Source organism: Pedobacter sp. B4-66 (assembly GCF_018492665.1).
Taxonomy (GTDB): domain Bacteria; phylum Bacteroidota; class Bacteroidia; order Sphingobacteriales; family Sphingobacteriaceae; genus Pedobacter.
Genome location: NZ_JAFVME010000003.1, coordinates 87,060 through 105,906, shown reverse-complemented (window position 1 = coordinate 105,906; position 18,847 = coordinate 87,060). Strand labels below are relative to the sequence as shown.

Annotated in this window: 12 protein-coding genes; all 12 read right to left on the bottom strand. The window is 39.7% G+C overall.

The genetic code is table 11. The features are described 5' to 3' along the window. Window positions 1-4,332: a CusA/CzcA family heavy metal efflux RND transporter gene (locus J1905_RS04955; protein WP_214226127.1), complete on the bottom strand. Its 4,332-nt coding sequence runs from the start codon at window positions 4,330-4,332 to the stop codon at window positions 1-3. 74 nt (window positions 4,333-4,406) lie between these two features. Then, complete coding sequence (locus J1905_RS04950; RefSeq protein WP_173087491.1) at window positions 4,407-4,793, bottom strand: hypothetical protein; 387 nt, start codon at window positions 4,791-4,793, stop codon at window positions 4,407-4,409. A 51-nt stretch (window positions 4,794-4,844) separates the two neighbouring features. After that, window positions 4,845-5,303, bottom strand: a complete 459-nt coding sequence (locus J1905_RS04945) for an SRPBCC family protein (protein ID WP_214226126.1) — start codon at window positions 5,301-5,303, stop codon at window positions 4,845-4,847. Window positions 5,304-5,340: 37 nt separating this feature from the next. Continuing rightward, a complete protein-coding gene (locus J1905_RS04940; RefSeq protein ID WP_214226125.1) occupies window positions 5,341-6,405 on the bottom strand; it encodes a glycoside hydrolase family 5 protein in 1,065 nt (354 codons plus the stop codon). A 242-nt stretch (window positions 6,406-6,647) separates the two neighbouring features. Further along, window positions 6,648-7,538, bottom strand: coding sequence for an N-acetylglucosamine kinase (locus J1905_RS04930; protein WP_214226123.1), 891 nt, complete (start codon window positions 7,536-7,538; stop codon window positions 6,648-6,650). A gap of 16 nt (window positions 7,539-7,554) precedes the next feature. Continuing rightward, window positions 7,555-8,847, bottom strand: a complete 1,293-nt coding sequence (locus J1905_RS04925; protein ID WP_250318006.1) for a sugar MFS transporter — start codon at window positions 8,845-8,847, stop codon at window positions 7,555-7,557. 4 nt (window positions 8,848-8,851) lie between these two features. Further along, entirely contained in the window at window positions 8,852-10,786 is a 1,935-nt protein-coding gene (locus J1905_RS04920) for a hypothetical protein (protein WP_214226122.1), read from the bottom strand. 22 nt (window positions 10,787-10,808) lie between these two features. Continuing rightward, window positions 10,809-12,653, bottom strand: a complete 1,845-nt coding sequence (locus tag J1905_RS04915) for a beta-N-acetylhexosaminidase (protein ID WP_250318005.1) — start codon at window positions 12,651-12,653, stop codon at window positions 10,809-10,811. A 27-nt stretch (window positions 12,654-12,680) separates the two neighbouring features. Then, the gene (locus tag J1905_RS04910; RefSeq protein WP_214226121.1) at window positions 12,681-13,499 is read right to left on the bottom strand and encodes an N-acetylmuramic acid 6-phosphate etherase; all 819 of its coding nucleotides are present in this window, start codon (window positions 13,497-13,499) and stop codon (window positions 12,681-12,683) included. 7 nt (window positions 13,500-13,506) lie between these two features. Continuing rightward, window positions 13,507-15,765: an alpha-N-acetylglucosaminidase gene (locus tag J1905_RS04905; RefSeq protein ID WP_250318004.1), complete on the bottom strand. Its 2,259-nt coding sequence runs from the start codon at window positions 15,763-15,765 to the stop codon at window positions 13,507-13,509. A gap of 30 nt (window positions 15,766-15,795) precedes the next feature. Next, the gene (locus tag J1905_RS04900; protein WP_214226120.1) at window positions 15,796-17,010 is read right to left on the bottom strand and encodes a BT_3987 domain-containing protein; all 1,215 of its coding nucleotides are present in this window, start codon (window positions 17,008-17,010) and stop codon (window positions 15,796-15,798) included. A gap of 20 nt (window positions 17,011-17,030) precedes the next feature. Further along, window positions 17,031-18,845, bottom strand: coding sequence for a RagB/SusD family nutrient uptake outer membrane protein (locus J1905_RS04895; RefSeq protein WP_250318003.1), 1,815 nt, complete (start codon window positions 18,843-18,845; stop codon window positions 17,031-17,033). Window positions 18,846-18,847: the final 2 nt, after the last annotated feature.

The window sequence follows — 18,847 nt, the reverse complement described above, 5'->3', positions numbered from 1 at the left end:
TTATTTTGATAAAAGGTAGTTCAATTGAATAATACTGTTGTTGAGGTCTTTAATGGCATTGAAATAATCAAGTCGAAGGGCTAGGGCTTGTTGGTTGAGCACTGTCCACTCCAAATAATTGATCTCACCACTTTGTAATTGCCTGTTTAATGTTTGCGTAATTTCTTTAGCATTTTTTAAGGCAGTACTTTCAAAATCGTGCACGATCTCTTTATTCTTTTCGAATTGATTTACAGCATCTTCCATTTCGGCTTGCAGCTGCTTCTGCGCATAGGCTGTTTCATTTTTTGTAATGATTTGAAGTGTTTGCGCTGATTTAATTCTTGCTTTTTGAGCGCCATAAAAGATTGGTATCGCTAAACCCAGTTGGAAGGATTGAAATCTGGTGCCGGTACCATAGTTGATTCCATCCTGAATACTCATATTATTATAACCCAGATTAATCTCTGGCAATAGCCGTGATTTCTCTACTTTAGTTGTTGCTGCTGCAACTTTCTCTTCTTGTAAATGAAGTTTTAGGAATGGATGGTTTGCCAAAGCTGTTTGATCTATTGCCCCAACTTCCATTTTATAGTTTACCGATTGCGGTTGACGTAATTCATCACTATTGATTAACACCATCAATTGCTGTTGCAGGGCACTCAATTCCTTTTGTAAATCCTTTTGCTGAATACCAATCTGTGTCAACTGATTCTCCGCACTTGCCTTTTCTAGCATATTGGTTTCGCCCAATTTAAAACGATGGCTTGCTACCCTGAGGAATTCACGGTATGCACTATCTATAGACTTCAATAAAGCTTGCTTCTCTGCTATAACTAGCATCTCGTAAAAGACAGCTGTAGTCATTTTTTTGACTTCAGATTGCTTCAGGTCGACATTTAACAAGGCGATTTTCCATTCTTCTGACAGCTTTTGCTTCTGTCTACTGTACACAGTCGGAAAACTAAGGCTTTGACTTAAACCGATAGCATTGTCGATATAGGCACTGTTAAATTTACCATACTGCCCAGAAAGGTTAGCTTGAGGAATATCAGTTCCTGTTTTTATAAGCTGTTTGGCTTGCTCTGCTCGTAGCTTCTGGCTTTTCACTAACATATTGCCTGAAGCTGCACTATCTAGTGCCTCATTTAATTTAATTGGCTTTTGGGCACTGGCTGGAAGGAAAGCGAAAATAAGTACAACTACAGTTGCAATATGCTTTTTATGTTTACTGGGTTTTAAGCCTTTTTCAAACGCTATATACAGTATAGGCAATACAAAAAGCGTAAGCAGCGTTGCAATCATCAACCCTCCAATAACGACCGTTGCAAGAGGACGTTGTACTGCAGCACCTGCGCCATTACTCAAAGCCATTGGTAGAAAGCCTAAAGAGGCAACAAAGGCGGTCATTAGCACTGGTCTTAACCTGGTAACCGTCCCTTGCATCACCACATTCTTCATATCCATTTCGCCTGATTTTCTAATTCTATTAAACTCTGCAACCAGTACAATACCGTTTAATACCGCTATTCCGAATAGTGCAATAAAACCCACTCCTGCACTGATACTAAAAGTCATCCCCCTGAGCGCGAGCAGGAAGATACCTCCTATTGCCGATAAGGGAATTGCCGTATAAATTAGCAGGCCATATTTTATAGAATCGAAAGCAAAATACAGCAAGATAAAAATGAGGATTAGTGATACCGGAACGGCCACAGATAAGCGAGACTTGGCTTCATTTAGGTTCTCGAAAGAGCCGCCGTAGGTAATTGTATATCCTGCAGGCAATTTGATTTTTTCATTGACCTTATCCTGAAGCTCGTTCACAATACTTTCAACATCACGACCATTTACATTAAATCCTACCAAAATACGACGGCGGGTATCTTCTCTTTGTATTTGGCTCGGGCTGTCTACCAATTCTACTGTTGCCACCTGACTTAAGGGGATCTGAGTTCCGGCCGGTGTTGGGATTAACAGGTTCTGCACATCTGAGAGATCTTTTCTATTTTCGTTTTCAAGCCTCACGACCAGATCGAAGCGTTTCTCTCCTTCAAAGACCAACCCTGTACTCTGGCCGGCAAACGCGGCGTTTACATTTTTGTTGATATCTGATATATTCAGTCCGTATTGAGCTATAGCTGGTCTGTTGTACTTGATTACGATTTGAGGTGTACCTGTAATCTGCTCTACATAATGCTCAGTAGTTCCGTTAACGCTGCGAACAATATTCCCGAGCTGCTTTGCATAAATACCCAATGTATCTAGATCCTCGCCAAAAATTTTACATACTACATCCTGTCTTGCCCCGGTCATCAATTCATTAAAGCGCATTTGAACAGGAAATTGGAAGCTTGTTGTTACGCCTGGAACCTCACCGGCTGCTTTACCCATTTTCTCTGAGAGTTCGTCAAAGGAGCTTGCAGATGTCCATTCGCTCTTCTTTTTGAGGTTGATAATCATATCTCCCATATCCATTGGCAGGGGTTCTGTAGGCACCTCACTACTTCCTATTTTTGTGACAATGTTTTCGACCTCCGGAAACCGTGATTTCAAAATAGCTGAAACTTTCTGTACATTTTCTATCGTTGTATTGAGGCTGCTACCAGAGAGTACCCTTGTTTCTACAGCATAATCTCCTTCTTCAATTGAAGGGATAAACTCACCACCCAGACGGGTAAGTAGAAAAACCGCAATGATAAACAAAGTGATGACCATGGCTATGATAGCTTTGGGAATACCCAACGCACGATTAAGCAGTTTACTATAACCAGATTCTATTTTAGCCATAAGACGATCGGAAAAGTTTTTCTTGTCGCTGATCTTTTTACTTAAAAAGATACTGCTTACCATTGGAATGTAGGTTAATGATAAGATGAAGGCACCTAGAAGTGCAAAGGCAACAGTTTGCGCCATGGGTTTAAACATTTTGCCTTCTATACCCTGTAAGCTAAATATAGGCAGGTAAACGATTAGAATAATGATTTGGCCGAATACAGCGCTGTTCATCATTTTTGAAGAAGCGCTTTTTACCTCTTTGTCCATATCATGCTGTGATAGGGTTCTAAGTCCGGTAAACTTATTACTATGTACTAATTGATGCATTACCGCCTCTACGATAATTACTGCGCCATCGACAATCAACCCAAAATCGAGTGCTCCTAAACTCATTAAGTTTCCGCTTACCCCAAATAGGTTCATCATGATAATGGCAAAAAGCATAGAAAGTGGAATAACAGATGCTACCAGTAAACCTGCACGTACATTTCCTAAAAATAAAACCAGCACAAACACTACAATCAATGCGCCCTCGAGCAGGTTTGTTTGTACTGTATCTATTGCATTGCTAACCATATCTGTTCTATCTAGAAATGGCTCTATTACTACTCCCTCGGGCAATGTCTTTTGAATCTCTGCTATTTTAGCTTTAATACTTTCAATAACGACATTGCTATTTGCTCCTTTTAGCATCATAACGATTGCTCCCGAAACTTCGCCCTCGTCATTGTAGATTAATGCTCCATATCGTGTTGCAGCACCTATTTTAACGTCCGCAACATCACGGATTAGCAAAGGCACACTGTTATTGGTGTTTTTAATGACTACGTTTTTAATGTCGTCTATATTTCCAATAAGTCCCTCACTTCGAATGTAGAGTACTGTAGATTGTTTTTCTATATAGGAGCCGCCTGTATTCTGATTATTACTTTCTAGCGCATTAAACACATCTGAAATGGTTATCCCATGGGCCTGTAGTTTATTAGGGTTGATGGCAACTTCATATTGCTTAAGCTTTCCGCCGAAACTGCTTACTTCTGCAACTCCTTTTACGCCTAATAGTTGGCGTCTGACTATCCAATCCTGAATTGTTCGCAATTCGGTAATATTGAATTTGCTTTCATAGCCCTTTTTAGGTTTTACTACATATTGATATATCTCGCCGAGTCCGGTAGAAATTGGCCCCATTTCAGGCCTGCCAATTCCATCTGGAATGCTGGCTTGAACAGTAAGCAATCGTTCTGAGACTTGTTGTCGGGCCCAATAAATGTCGACATCATCATTAAAAACCAAAGTGACTAAAGAGAGTCCAAAACGACTATAGCTCCTGATTTCTTTAACTCCGGCAATGTTACTGCTGGCTTGTTCAACAGGAAAGGTTACAAGCCTTTCGATATCTGTAGCACCATAAGATGGAGCGGAGGTAATTATTTGCACCTGATTATTGGTGATGTCGGGTACTGCATCAACAGGGAGCTTTGTTAATTCAAAAACGCCATATATGATCAGCGCTATTGTAAATAGTGCTACGATGAGTTTGTTCTTTACAGAAAACCCAATGATTTTATTTAACATAAAAAATTTCAGTTTGATTAATTCTTATTACGATAAAAACTAAATCAAGGGACTGTGCCTTTGACTCAGAAGAATTAAATCAAATACTTAGGCGGCTGCCAGATACTACCGAGAAAAGCAGGAGGAATATCATCTTCCTTATAGGTAGATGGTCGGTTTATTGTAATAGTTGGGAGTGATTTTATAACGAATCTATTAAATGTCGGAATTGCCGGACTCGTTAAAACAGACTTTTGATCTACTGATTTAAAAGGCAACTGATTGTCGCGATCCTGATCATCGTCGGTATGGGGAATTGAGTTATAATGATCAAAAAGATAAGTAGCAAATGTAATGTCCTTATTTATAGCTTTATGCTCGAAATAGTGCTGAAAAAGCAAAGGCAGCTTGATTAGTTCCTGCAATTCGGTAGAAAAAATGAGGAGGATAAACGTAATAAATATGGAGATCAGCTTCTTCAACTCCCCAAATGTATTATTTTCTTTGTTTTAAAGGAAGCGAATTGTAAAAGTTTAACTCTTCTTTCCTTCTGCGTACTTTTTAATTACTTCGTTTCGTTGGATCAACAACTCCTTCATATAATCCCGAAGAAATAGTCCATCAGCCAATTTCCCGATAACTCCTACTGGTGAAACATAAGTAAATATATCCGTCATCAAAGTGCCCTTACCTTTTGCTTCAAAAATATGCTCATGCCTAAAAGACTTAAAAGCTCCGGTTACCATTTCGTCAACAAAATAATCAGGACTCTCCATCTTTGTAATTTTGGAGGTTAATTGCTGCAGAATTCCAAAATGTCTGGCTTCCCAAGTTACCGATTCATTCAAACCGATTAGTCCGGATGTTTTGCCTCCAACAGCCTTTTCATTGGTTTGCGCAGTGGATACCTGATGTAAATCGATATCTCTGGACAAGTCGAAGACTGTTTCTTGACTAGCTTCAATGAAAGTTTCTAAGCGAATAATTGGCATACACAAATAAAGCAATATTATTAGATACAAGTAAAGCTTAATGTTGTTGTAATAGTGTTAGCATTTTTCTGTCTAGTTTATGGCCTTTATACAATTCGTATTCTACATCCTCCCTATTGCTATCAAGAATACCAAAGCCTCCTCTTAAGTTCCATAACGACCAACCCCAGCCGTTTTCTTTCCATATTTCGAGATTGTCTTTCATCCAGGCAAGCGCGACCTCATGGGGTGTATGTTGATATGCTCCCCATTCACCGACATGTATCCCTGCTCCCTGATCAGCCAGTTTTTTCCATGGATCAAATATATCTTTCTTCAGTCTATCTTTGTCCCAACGGTCCTTGCCATCAGGATTTAAAGGCCACGTTGGAATGCTCCATTCTGCTTTTACCCAAGATGCCTTGTAATGACTTACCTGCATAGGACCATACCCTCTGGTGCTTTGTCCGACATTCAAGTCGACCGCTCCAAATACAGGCTTAGTTCCGTATTGGAGTCCATCAATAATAATTAACCGATCTGGATCCTCTTGCCTAATAGCGCTAACTATTCGGGTAATTACCCTTACATAATCAGCCTCTTCTACGTTGGATGGTTCATTAATCAAATCAAAGCTCAATTTACTGTTGTTGATGCCTTTATATCGATTTGCAAAGGTTTGCCAATGAAAGGCCGCGGCATCCAAAGCTTTATCGTCCTTCCATAAATTGAGTGGTTCGGCAGGCGGGTTAACACAATAGCCAGGAATGCGATGTAAATTAAGGTTAACGTGAATTTTATGTTTTATTCCAAATGCAATTGCCTGGTCTATTTCCTTCAACACCTTTTCATCAATTTGTAACCAATCATCTGGCTTTGACCAGCAGTGGTAAGACATGGGTAGTCTGGCAAAATTAAAACCCCATTTGGCCATCATTTCAAAATCACCTTCTCTGTAAGATTGGTTATCTGCGCCGTTAAATTTCTCGAGCAGATTAAACCCACGCCAAAGTGGTAGCTTATTTTTTACAATTAATGGGTTCGATTTGGCTAATAATACAGGAGTAAAAAGGCTTGCAGCAGTTAAGCCCACACCCAATTGAAGGAATTTTCTTCTTTCCATTTAGTTTTGTGGTGGTTGAGGTTCGGTTTATATCCTTGAATATAGCAACATTGAAGGATAATTTCATTTAATGTTTAGCAATAAATGTACTCCTTAAATAATAGGAAGCCCCCAATGGGAATGTAACAATTATAATAATCCAAAGTATTTTCTCTACATAATTCACCTCCTTATTTTTGAAGGCATGAACAAGCCCATAAATTACATAGCCAATATAGATTACGACTAAATAGATCATTTAGTTATTGATTGCGTTTACCCAAAGCTAAATATTTATATTCAAAAATCACACATGTCTGATGGTAATCAACTAGCTCAGCAATCAGTGAGGGTACAATTAATCCAGGTGCCATATTAAATTCATCTAAAACCTCTAAAAGGATACTCTTGAAATGATAAGCAATGGACCCAACGCAGTTGAATGTGTATTCGGTATAGTTTGGATAACAGCTAACCAGATTTTCGAAAAATTGTCCGAAGGATGCTTTTACTAGCTTATAACTGTAATCTGCATCCACGCCCGGGTGATTAAGGAATTTAGCGAATTGAGCGCAAAACCGATTTGGCATTGGTTCTACATAAACCTGATGTATAATTTCTTCGGCCGACAACTTGTATACCTTTTCGAATTGCACACAAACAGATAGAGGCATCTTATTTCTTAGATAATCACTAAGAATTCTTTTTCCAATAGCACCGCCACTTCCTTCATCTCCAAGTATAAACCCCAGAGAATCTATATTTTTAGTAATGTTGACTCCATCATAAATACAGGTATTCGTTCCCGTTCCTAATATTGCTGCAAAGCCAGGTTTTCGTCCTAATAATCCTCTTGCTGCTGCCAGCAGATCTACTTGAGCATTTAATTGTTTACAACTACTAAAAACCGAACTTAGTACCTCTGTCATAACCTCTATTTTATCGGCCTCGCAACCTGCCCCATAGAAATGAAGCTTAGAAATTTCCAGCGGATCTACATGAACAGAAATGCTATTGCGAATGGATTGTATCATATCAGATTTAGTCGAAAAATAAGGGTTATATCCTTCACTTTTAAAATAAAGGTCGTTGCCAGAATTTCTGATAAGGCACCAGTCTGTTTTGGTTGAGCCACTGTCGGCTATTAAAATCATCTATCTTTTATTAAAATTAAGTATTCTTCTTTCCAACTTTGTGGCCAGCTACAGCATAATATCCAACTGCGAGATAACATGGAATTACCATCCAATAAGCCTGCTGAGCATTTACATGATCAGCGATGTATCCATATAAAAGTGGCAACACTGCAGCACCCGAAATAGCCATCACTAAAAGCGAGGAACCCGTTTTGGTAAATTTACCAAGACCAGCAATTGCCAATGGCCATATAGAAGGCCACATCAATGAATTTGCAAGACCAAGCAGCGCAACAAATACAACAGAGATAATGCCACTGGAGAGTATTGCTAATACTGCAAACAAGATACCCAGGACGGCTGAGCTCTTTAGGGCCGTTTCCTGACTGAAATATTTAGGAATACATACAATCCCTACCAGATAACCTACAAGCATACTAATTAACGTAAAAGAAGTAAAGAATTTAGCTGTAGCTAAAGGAATTCCCTGGTAAGCTCCATACCCAATAATGCTATTCCCCGCAATTACTTCTACACCTGTGTATCCAAATAATACCAGTACTCCAATCATTAGGTGGGGAAATTGAAAGACAGATGTTTTAGTAGTTTTTTCTAATACCTCAACGCCCTCATCCAACTCTTCTTCATTCAATTCTGGTAAAGTAGAAAAATAGATAATAGCAGCTAACACTATAAGTATTAATGTAATGATGGAATAAGGTAGAATTACTTTACCAGCCAAGTCATTTAATTCGATTATCTTTTGCGTAGCGTTTAAAGAGCTTAGCTTATTCTTTAATGCATCTGCATCATTCAAGATTACTGCACCTAAAATCACTGGAGCTATAGCACCAGCAATGCCATTACATATCCCCATAAAGCTGATCCTTCGGGCTGCACTTTCTTTAGGACCTAGAATGGTAACGTAAGGATTTGAAGCAGTCTGTAATACTGTAAGTCCAGCTCCCTGTACAAAAAGTCCGAACAGAAAAAGTGTATACTGTCGGTTTAAAGCTGCTGGTATAAAAAGCAACGAACCCACCGCTACAAGCAATAAGCCAATAGACATTCCCTTTTTAAATCCTGTAATTTTTAACAGCCAACCAGATGGGACTCCCATCACAAAATAGGAAATATAAAAAGCAAATGCCACCAGGTAAGACTGGAAGTTATTAAGCTCACAGGCGATCTGAAGGTATGGAATGAGTACTGCGCTAAGCCAGGTAACAAAACCAAAAATAAAAAACAGTATCCCAATGATAATTAACGGACTGATTAGCCCCTTTTCTGCTCTAACAGCAGTGATTTCTTTAGTCATTACAGTCATGTCCTTAGTAGTTTTTATCCTTTATTTTATCAATTACTGTTTCGTAGACTGACTCTGGGAATATTGAAGGCTGAGCATACCAAAAAAATGAGCCGAAACCTTCATAAGTACCAGCTTTGATGTGCTTTGAGGTAGGTAGATAACTTGAAACATCGTTACAGTAACCTGCAACGCTCACTAACTTATCTGGCCATAACTTTTTGACACCAAGGCTGTAATCCGTTACGACCTCTCTGGATAATCCAACTAGTTTCCAATTGCCAATATTGAAAGTTTGGATGTATACCGGCATGGAAACAGGCATTTTATTTTCTTTATTAAGCTGAAACATATGATCTGCCCAGCGAACGTTCTTTTCCTCTTCAACATCCTGATTATTTTTATCGTTTTCCTTTCTGAAAGCCAGTATTTCTTGCTCAGTCCACTTTTTCACAGGAAAGTTGATAGAATCCATATAGAAACTGATTTTACCCTTGAGCTTTTCTAAAGGTTGATTTAAAACAGCTATGATGTCGGCAGCAAGTGCTTCACCTGTTTTATGGTGATTATCATCAACGGGATTGATATCGCCTCCACATCCTTGCATAAACATTGCATTAGAAACACCTACTTTTTGCTTAAGTAATGCTCTTGTAACCCCCGGAAAATTAGGACCAATAGTATAGCTTTCAGCACCCTCATTTTTGAAAACAGCATGACAACCCGCTAAAAACAAGACAGTTTTCTTTTGATCTTTTTTTGTGACTACACTCAGTACATCGACATCATTGTCGTAAGGCACATTTTCACCTGTTAAGGCTCTATTTGCCCCTATAGCGGTTTTACCTCTGCCAAAATACAGGTCGGCAGGCTGCATAGCTTTAATCGCTGCTCCAACGGCTTTAACTATAGCGGGCCGTAATAGGTCATTCATATACAAGCTGTCGGGTTGCTGTACAAATTCTGGCCAGGCGGGCCAATGCTGAGCTACAGGGCCAAAATGTGTATGCGATGAATTGATCATTAAGGCTGTTGCAGGAAGATGGTATTTTCTGGTAATCTCTTGCTTTACTAAACTCACGAAATCATAACCCAAGCCACAAAGATCAGCGCCTACAACTACAACTGTTTGCTTCTCTGACGATACGGCCAGCGCTGTAACTGAAAGATCGCCGGTTGTTAAGTGTTTACCAGAAAACACCACATTTTCTTTAGTGAGGCCATACAAAGTATGATTACCTACGGCAATGAATTTGAGGTGTACATCAAATGAAACGCCGTTATACCTTGCGATTTTTGTCCAGGCAATATTTTTATGCTTCAGATTTAGCTTCATCAGATCATCGTTTACAGTTAAACCGTATAAGCTACCATCATAAGCAACAAGACTGACAACCCCGTTTAAACTAGTTAGCTTTGTCCAGGTAAGAAAATTACCTGCTATTTTAGAAAAACTGATGGCTCCCCCCTTATCTGCAACGTAAAGAATATCATTCTGCACAGTGATGCTCTGGGCATCTTTAGTCATCCCAATCTTTTTCCAATTTAAATTTCCAGAGATTACTGATTTTAGTATTTCTCCTTTTTTATTTATCACATAAAGCGCTTTTTTACCAGCAGCCATTAAGGCGATATCAGTCCCATCCCCTATGTTCTTCCAGTTTAGTTTCTTGGTCGCTTTTGCAGAAATCAACTTTCCATTACTTACAGCAAATAAGACATCATCGTTGCCTGCAAAAGCAGTACAGCTCTCCAGCTTCCCCCTTTCAATCCAGTCAAGACTAAAGCGCCCATCCCTTGGATAACCATATCCTGCCAGCGAAAGAGAGAACGGATAGTTTGCCGGTTCAATACTGGTCTTTGCAAAACCAGATTTATAGGCTACCTGTGCAATCCCCTTAAAATTGGTATAACAAAGACTTAAAAGAACAAGACAGGTAGTTTTAACTAGTAATTTCATGTGCATATGAGAGTAAGAATGGTTATGGATTTTTAAATATGGTTGTTGTGTTAACGCTTCTCCTTCCTGATGGAGTAATCACTATCGACTTTAATGCTCTACGCTCACCCTTATTTAAGATGATGCGTATCGGCTTTTCATAAAGAAAATCAGTTTCCCTGGCATCCTGCCCTTCGAAATTATAGTAAATTTTGGCACCCTCAACAGAAACTTTTAGGTCCAGATTAAAATCAGCTCCAATCAAAGTGGTATCAGAAACTCCAATTGGACTGGGTACCCGGTATATTTTATCTGTTTTATCCAGTTCTGCCAGATGTTTTGGCAAACGTTGCTCAAAAAAGCTGACTGAATCCTTCTTTTCAGGGAATGTCCAGGCAATCTCTGCCAGCGCCATTAAACGAGGATAGAGCATATATTCCACTTTCCGATAGGTATCCATGTGTTCGGTCCATATTGCAGCTTCAACACCAATAATATGCTGTTTTTCTTTCTCTGAAAGTACTGTGGGTGTAGGATCATATCCATACACTCTTGACAGAGGATTGTAACCCCATCCGATAGCTAGAGGTTCTAATTCGCGCTTACCTTGTATAAAGTCGAAATAAACATGCGAGAGAGGCGACATCACAACATCATGCCCCTGCTTTGCAGCTTTGATACCCTCATCAATAGTACGCCAACTCATTACTGTTGCATTTGGAGCCAAACCTCCTTCCAGAATCTCATCCCAACCAATGATCTTCCTCCCTTTGGAATTGACAAACTTCTCTATCCGTTTTACAAAATAGCTCTGCAATTCAAATTCATCTTTCAGATGATTGTCTTTAATCCGTTTCTGACAGTGTTTACATTTCTTCCAACGCTCCTTTGGGCATTCATCTCCTCCGATGTGAATATAAGGCGAAGGGAACAGTTCCATAACCTCGGTGAGCACATCTTCAAGAAATTTAAAAGTATTTTCTTTACCTGCGCAATACACATCTTCAAATATCCCCCATCGTTCCGCAACCTTAAAGGGACCGGGATGATCTCCACAAGCCAACTCCGGATACGCAGCTAATGCGGCTAAGGAATGGCCAGGCAACTCTATTTCGGGAATAACAGTAACATGTCGTTCTGCTGCAAAAGCAACTATCTCCTTAATTTCCTCCTGTGTATAAAAACCTCCATATGCCAAGTGATCATCACCATTGAGTGAATCGACATAATTACTGATCTGCGTACTGGCACGATAAGCACCTACTGAGGTTAATTTGGGATACTTTTTAATTTCAATGCGCCAACCATGATCCTCGGTAAGGTGCCAATGGTATACATTCATCTTGTATTTGGCAAGCATTTCAATTTGACTTTTTATAAAAGAAACCGGATATATATGATAGCCAACATCCTGCATAATACCGCGATAAGCATAACGAGGTTTATCCATGATTTCCAAACAAGGAACTTCGAGCTTTTGGCCTTTCACCTTGATGAGCTGAAATAGCGTTTGCAAACCGTAGAACATCCCCGTGTCATCACCTGAAATTTCGATTACCGAAGGATCTGCTTTAAATGTATAGGATTCCTTTCCCTTTGCCTTCGAGGAAACGAAAGATATTCCCCGATCAGACTTTTCAGTCCTCCGGGAAAGCAGCTTCAGGTTTAACCCGTAATTTTTAAACAGGTACTCCTGCAACTGAACTGCATTCTTCTTAGATATTCCATCTGTATAGCGGATTACCGTATTCTCATCAACAATATGACTTCCGTTTTTGATCACCATGCTAGCAGGTTCCGGAATTAAATGCACTCCAGATACACTAGACTGTCCATAGACAGGCACCGCCAACAGAGCCCATAAATAACAAATAAAAATGTATTTCAATGTTTTGTATTTAGAATCTTAAAATATTCAGTCTTGATTTTTAACTAACTTCTCCATCGCATTTTTTACAGTGCCATATTGCAACAGCAGAGACTTTGCCTCGTCATAACTATCAATATCGGCCTTTTTCATTAGCATTTTAACACCACGATCCATGATCTTATCGTTAATTAGTTTTACATGAATCATGTTGTTCCCCTCTATCCTGCCCATTTGAATCATTACAGTGGTTGAAATCATGTCAAATAACATCTTCTGAGCTGTTCCACACTTCATTCGGGTACTCCCAGTGATAAATTCAGGCCCGGTAAGCACTTCTATCGGATAATCTGCCTGAGCAGCAATAAGTGAATTGGGATTGCTAACAATACAGCCCGTAGTGATATTATGGGCACGACATTGTTTTAACCCCTCAACGACAAAAGGTGTACTTCCACTGGCAGAAATACCTACAACGATATCTTTTTCTGATATGTTTGCTGTACTAAGCCTGCTCCATGCCTCATTGAGATCATCCTCCATTTCCTCAAGTGCATCTATAAGTCGGTCTTCACCTCCTGCGAGTATCGCATTGTATATTCCTTTAGGTAAACCGTAGGTTGTAGGTAGCTCAATCACATCAAGCACTGAAAGCCTGCCTCCACTGCCGGCTCCGAGATAGAACATTCTTCCTCCATTCTTTAACTTACTGACAATGGAGGTTATAAGGTTATTAACCTGAGGTAAAACTTCTTCAATTGCTTTTGCCACCTTATGGTCTTCCTGATTGATAGCGCTGGTCAATTCCTGAACTGATTTAGTTTCAAGGTTATCGTAAAGGGATGATTGTTCTGTAATAGGTATCATATGTAAATTATTTTTTATTCTTCGTTAATTTAAGTTCCTTATAGGCAGCAATGATTTGCTTGTTGTATTTAGCATACATCATTTTAGATATTGCAGCGGCATCTCCCGATGGCTGATCTGGATACAGCTCTGTTCCATTTACCCAGTCCCATTCCCAGTTTTTTATTTTTTCGGTAAATACTTTTTGATCAAAAGTCTTTTTCGACTTTAAGGCATCACTAGCTTCAGTAATGAACATCTTCCATCGTTTTCCATAGAAGCCATTGAATAAGCCAGACCACTGCTTATTGGCATACTCATGTAGCACAGCATCCTTTCCTCCCCAAAGTGTGATCAAGTCTCTTGCATTTTTCTCATACAAACGGGTTTCAGCAGTGTTTGTACCCCACTTTTTTGCGTCGTTAAGCCATTTACCAAGTAACAATTCTCGCCTGGTGCCCATCAGCTGATCCATATCAGCAATCAGCTGCATAAACTCCGTAGTATGTTGTTTAAATGCTGCACTGTTTTTTTGCTTAAAATCCTTGGCGAACTTTTGCTGAACTACCGAAGCATAATTGGCAAGAACCTGTGTGCCTACGCTTACAAGATCAAACTGATAACAGTCATTATTTTTAAACTGATCAGCAGCTGCAAGCATATTTTGCCATGCAGGAATCAATGCTGCAGCATCATACGGTAGGTCTGTAGCAGCCCACTCATTGTCTTTTTCAAAGGTTGGTCTTGCTACTACAATGGTTTCATAGCTACCTTCCTTTGCATAGACTGTTTTATGCAATATGTTCCAGGCCTTTTCCGTATACTGGTTTCTTTTTCCATAGCGGCTATGTGCGTAGCCGATAAGCCAATCGCCCACATTCACTGGCTTATCATTCCATACATGATTGAGCATCAATGAATATACCACAGGATTCTGTTCAATACCTTCAGGTACTAGTCCTATACCTGAAAGCTGACCTTTATTGGGATCATAAACCATTTCTGCTGGCTCTTTGGCTATATAATCCAGGTTTCCGTACAATGGATTTCGCCCGCCAAAATTATGTAGCATGCACCAAATCCATGGCTTTCCAAAAAAAGATTTGGTTTTAGTCCAAATCGGCTGCTCATCAGCGAAAAGATCCAGAATGATCAATTTATCATCAGGTACACCACTTAGGTAATTGTTGATGCGCTCTGGTTTCCAGAAATCTCTTCTATCCCAAAACAACCAGCCTTGCATTACCCAAATTGCGTTTGGATCGGTTTTAACCATACCATCATACACGGCTTTACCAATTTTACGTACATAGGCAGAATCCTGATGTGGAAGATCCATTTCATTGAAGGTATCTGCCCCATACAAATGGTTTTCCAGTCCAAAGGTATTTTTCTGTTCCTGCATAAATTTATCTGCGATCTGCTGAAACATAGGATCTTCCGGATCAAGCACGTAAGCATCAGCAAAACGACCTTCCCAATTTACTTTATCCACTTTAGCATTAGGAAATCTCTTCTTGAATGTTGGAGGTACGTGACCACTAAAAGCAGGGAGAATAGGCTTCATGCCCAATTCCCTTTCACGAAGTAAAATCTTTTTCTGGAGTTCTTCATGGCTTTTCATCCAGCTTTTAGGTAAAGGACCATTTAATCCATCAATATTGCCCGCCCAGAACCACATGAAATAGGCCGGTCCGGTAAAAAAGGCATCCATATCTGCGTCATCAAAACCAAGACTTCGGTAAACACGATCCCATAATGCATTCTGACCAGTCATAGAAAGCGGCATATTGATGCCATTTAAGGCCATAAAATCAATTTCCCACTGCCAACGTCCCCAGTCCCACCAGGACGCGGTATAATTGAATGTGCAATAGTTAAAATAATGACGATAATCGTGTGGCGTAACCTTATGTACTTTCTCTTTGACCATAGGAAATGGTTTTGGAATTTCCAGATTTGTACCGTTCCAGCTAATATCACAATGTGCATAATTTTTAAGCCAGTAATTAAGTGCACTGGCAACCGAAACCCCATTATTGCCTTTTAAAATAATCTTTTCACCTTTGCTTTCCAGTTCAAAAACATCCTTGTTGTTTTCCATTGGGATGTAAGCAACCAGAAAACGGTCTGCATATTTTGGAAGGATCCTTTTAATAAGTGCATAAGCAGCCTCCTCGTTCAATGAAGCACTATCATTTTCTTTAGCTCCTGCTGTTTGGACTGCAAAGGTTAAACAAAACAACAGCATAGCAATTGTTCTACACATAACTGGCTTTTTTTTCATTATTATACTTTTGTAAATCATTATTAATTGCTATTTCTTTAAAGGCCATAAGCCTTCAGGGTTAAATTTATATCGCCACAGGTCTCCGTTCGCATCCAATGCAAGCAGATCTGTACCTGCAGTAATTATCTTAATATATATATCCCAACCTGTTCCAATCTTTTTGCGTGTTCCAAATATACCATCATCAGTAAGTGGATATTGCCACATATCGCCGTTATTTTCAATGGTTATCAGTGAGTTTTGGTAAGGAAAAACATGGGCTAATCCACCCCATCCGCTACCAATCTGTCTGATGTTACCATAATCAAAATCACCATCTCCATTTAGAGGATACTTGGTCATGTCACCGTTGGCACCTATCCCTAACAAAAGCCCCTTAAACGGAACTATGGTAGAGATTCCCCCCCAGCCCTGACCAACTTCACGTTGAGCACCAAATGCTCCATCCTGACTAAGGAAGTATTGGTTAATATTACCTCCACCACTGGCAAATCTGGCGATCAAACGGTTACCTCCAAAGGAAAATACTTTATCCATCACATTCCATCCGGTACTGATGGTTTTAGGTGGAGTAATAAATTGCCCACTAGTTGGATCGGCTTTATAGAAGAGCAAATCGCCATTTACTGGATCTTTACGTAAAAAATCTCCGTTAAAGTCAACTAAAAAAGAACCTGCATCGGCACCCATTGAAAGCACTTTCTCACGGGGAACTTCGCCCGGAGCGTATGAACCTGTAAACACGAAATAAGTAGTGCTAAGCTCTTTGTTTAAATTAACATCTGTAGATGTCGAAATACTTACGGGAAGGAGGTAGCTTTCAAATGCTTCTAGAAACCCCTTGGTTTTAATTGCCAACTTAAGAATTCCCGTGCCTTGTGAACCTTTAGAGATCACAGCAGATGAACGCTCTAGTGTATAACTTCCTTCAGGCATTAGAGTATAAGTCGTATTGTTTTTCTGGTTATAGGCTGCCACCATTTCAGGAGAAACCTTAAAATTCACAGAAATATCAGTCTGAGCAGTTAGTGGGCCACCCAAATGAGCTGCATAGGGCACCTCATAAACCTGATCGGTGATGCTGATTCCCATGCTAATTGGATTGTTTGCTGCCTGCGACATGTATAGCTGAGCATAATTGCCTGCTTCTGGGATATCCAGATCTACCAAAACATCCTTATTGCAGCCAGACAGGAATATAAAAGCACTTAGTACTATTGAAGTTAAATTTATCTTGTTCATGGTTTTATATTTAAGAATCATTACCAGCCTGGATTTTGAATAATATTAGGCGTCTTATCAATTTCACTTTGAGGGATTGGGAATAAATAATGTTTAGGTCCTTGAAACACCCTCTTTTCAACTACGGTACGTTTATAATAAGCATCATCCTGCAGGTTATTTCCTGCACTAATGTTCATTCCATAGATGGGGCCGTTATCAGTTTGCGTTGCTATTTTCCACCGATGACAATCGAAATAGCGATGTGTTTCATAACTCAGCTCAACACGGCGTTCATTCCTGATTCTTTCTCTCATCTGATCCGCATTAAGACCTAAAGGAAGTACAGGCATACCAGCTCTTTCTCTTATCAGGTTCATATACTTATAAACATCAGGTACAGGTCCATCCGATTCATTTAGAGCCTCAGCATAATCAAGATAGAATTCTCCAAGTCTAAAAAATATCCAGGTTTTAAGAGAAAACCTGCCTTGTGCAATATTGGCAGTTGGATCAATAGACTTTTTAAGCAGGTAGCCAGTTGTATTGTAGTCCCTGCCTGCATTTCCCCTTCCGTCGGCACCCGATGACCAGAACTCCAGACGGCGATCGATAAAATAAGCTCCATTGAAATTGATTGAAGCATAAAATCTGGGATCACGGTGTACATACATATTGCTTACCCCTTCCATCCAACGTCCGGCCATTGCAGTATTTGTATATCCTGCCTCAGTATATCCTGATCCTTGATTAATAATTGGCGACCCATCATTGTTATAACCTAGAACCGGGACTTTTCCATTATCCATTTCGTAAGCATCCACCTGCTGTTGTGTTGGATTATATCCGTTCCAGCCACCAAGACTTCCTGGAAAAGCACATTTCTCGGCCATCCCCGGATAATAACCACCAATATCTGGTGTCGTACAGTTGCGGGCAAGAATTACTTCTACGTTATTATTTTCCAGAAATATTTGCTGGTAATTCTGTACCGGATCAGCATATTTTTTAAAGAGTTGATATCCTGCAGCCTCACATTTATCGATGCATTCTTTGGCAGCTATAGCTGCTAATTTCCATTTTTCTTGCTCATACTGTGCAGGGAATAGCTTAACTCCTTCTTTATCGCTGAAACCTGCATAATCAGGATTACCATTCCATAAAGGACTTGCAGCGTATAAAAGCATCCTCGCTTTTAGCGCCAGAGCTGCAGCAGCAGTAACCCTTCCAATATTCCTGTCTGAGGTAACTTTCATTGGCAACAAAGTAATAGCCCGGTCGCATTCTTTGGAAACGAATTCAATACACTTATCAAGCGGCTGGCGCTTTATCTTAGTAAAATCATCGGCTACACCGGCATCATAATCCATAATTGGTATTGGACCATAGATGCGCATTAACCAAAAGTGATAGAAAGCACGCAAGTACACAGCCTCACCAATCCAACGATCTTTATCTTGTTGTGTAAAATCCTTACCAAGTGGAGTCTTATCAATATGCTTAAGAAAAATATTCGCCTTACGTACGCCTTCATACATATTGCGCCATTGTTGACTGGCCACATTGTAAGCATTCCAGGATCCTTTATTCATCAGCTTTGCAAATTTCTCTGGCCAAGGCACATTCATCTCATCGGATGCGACAACAAATGGATTAGGATCCACCATGTCTGTAAACCAGTTTTCAAGAGGAAGATCGGCATAAACATCCGATAAAAAGGCCTCAGCATATCTACGCTGAAGAAAAGCTTCTTCAATGGTAATGTCCTCTTCAGGACTTTTATCCAGAAAATCTTTTTTACAAGATGAGAACATCAGAAGCTGTACTAACAATAATCCACAGATTAAATATTTCATGT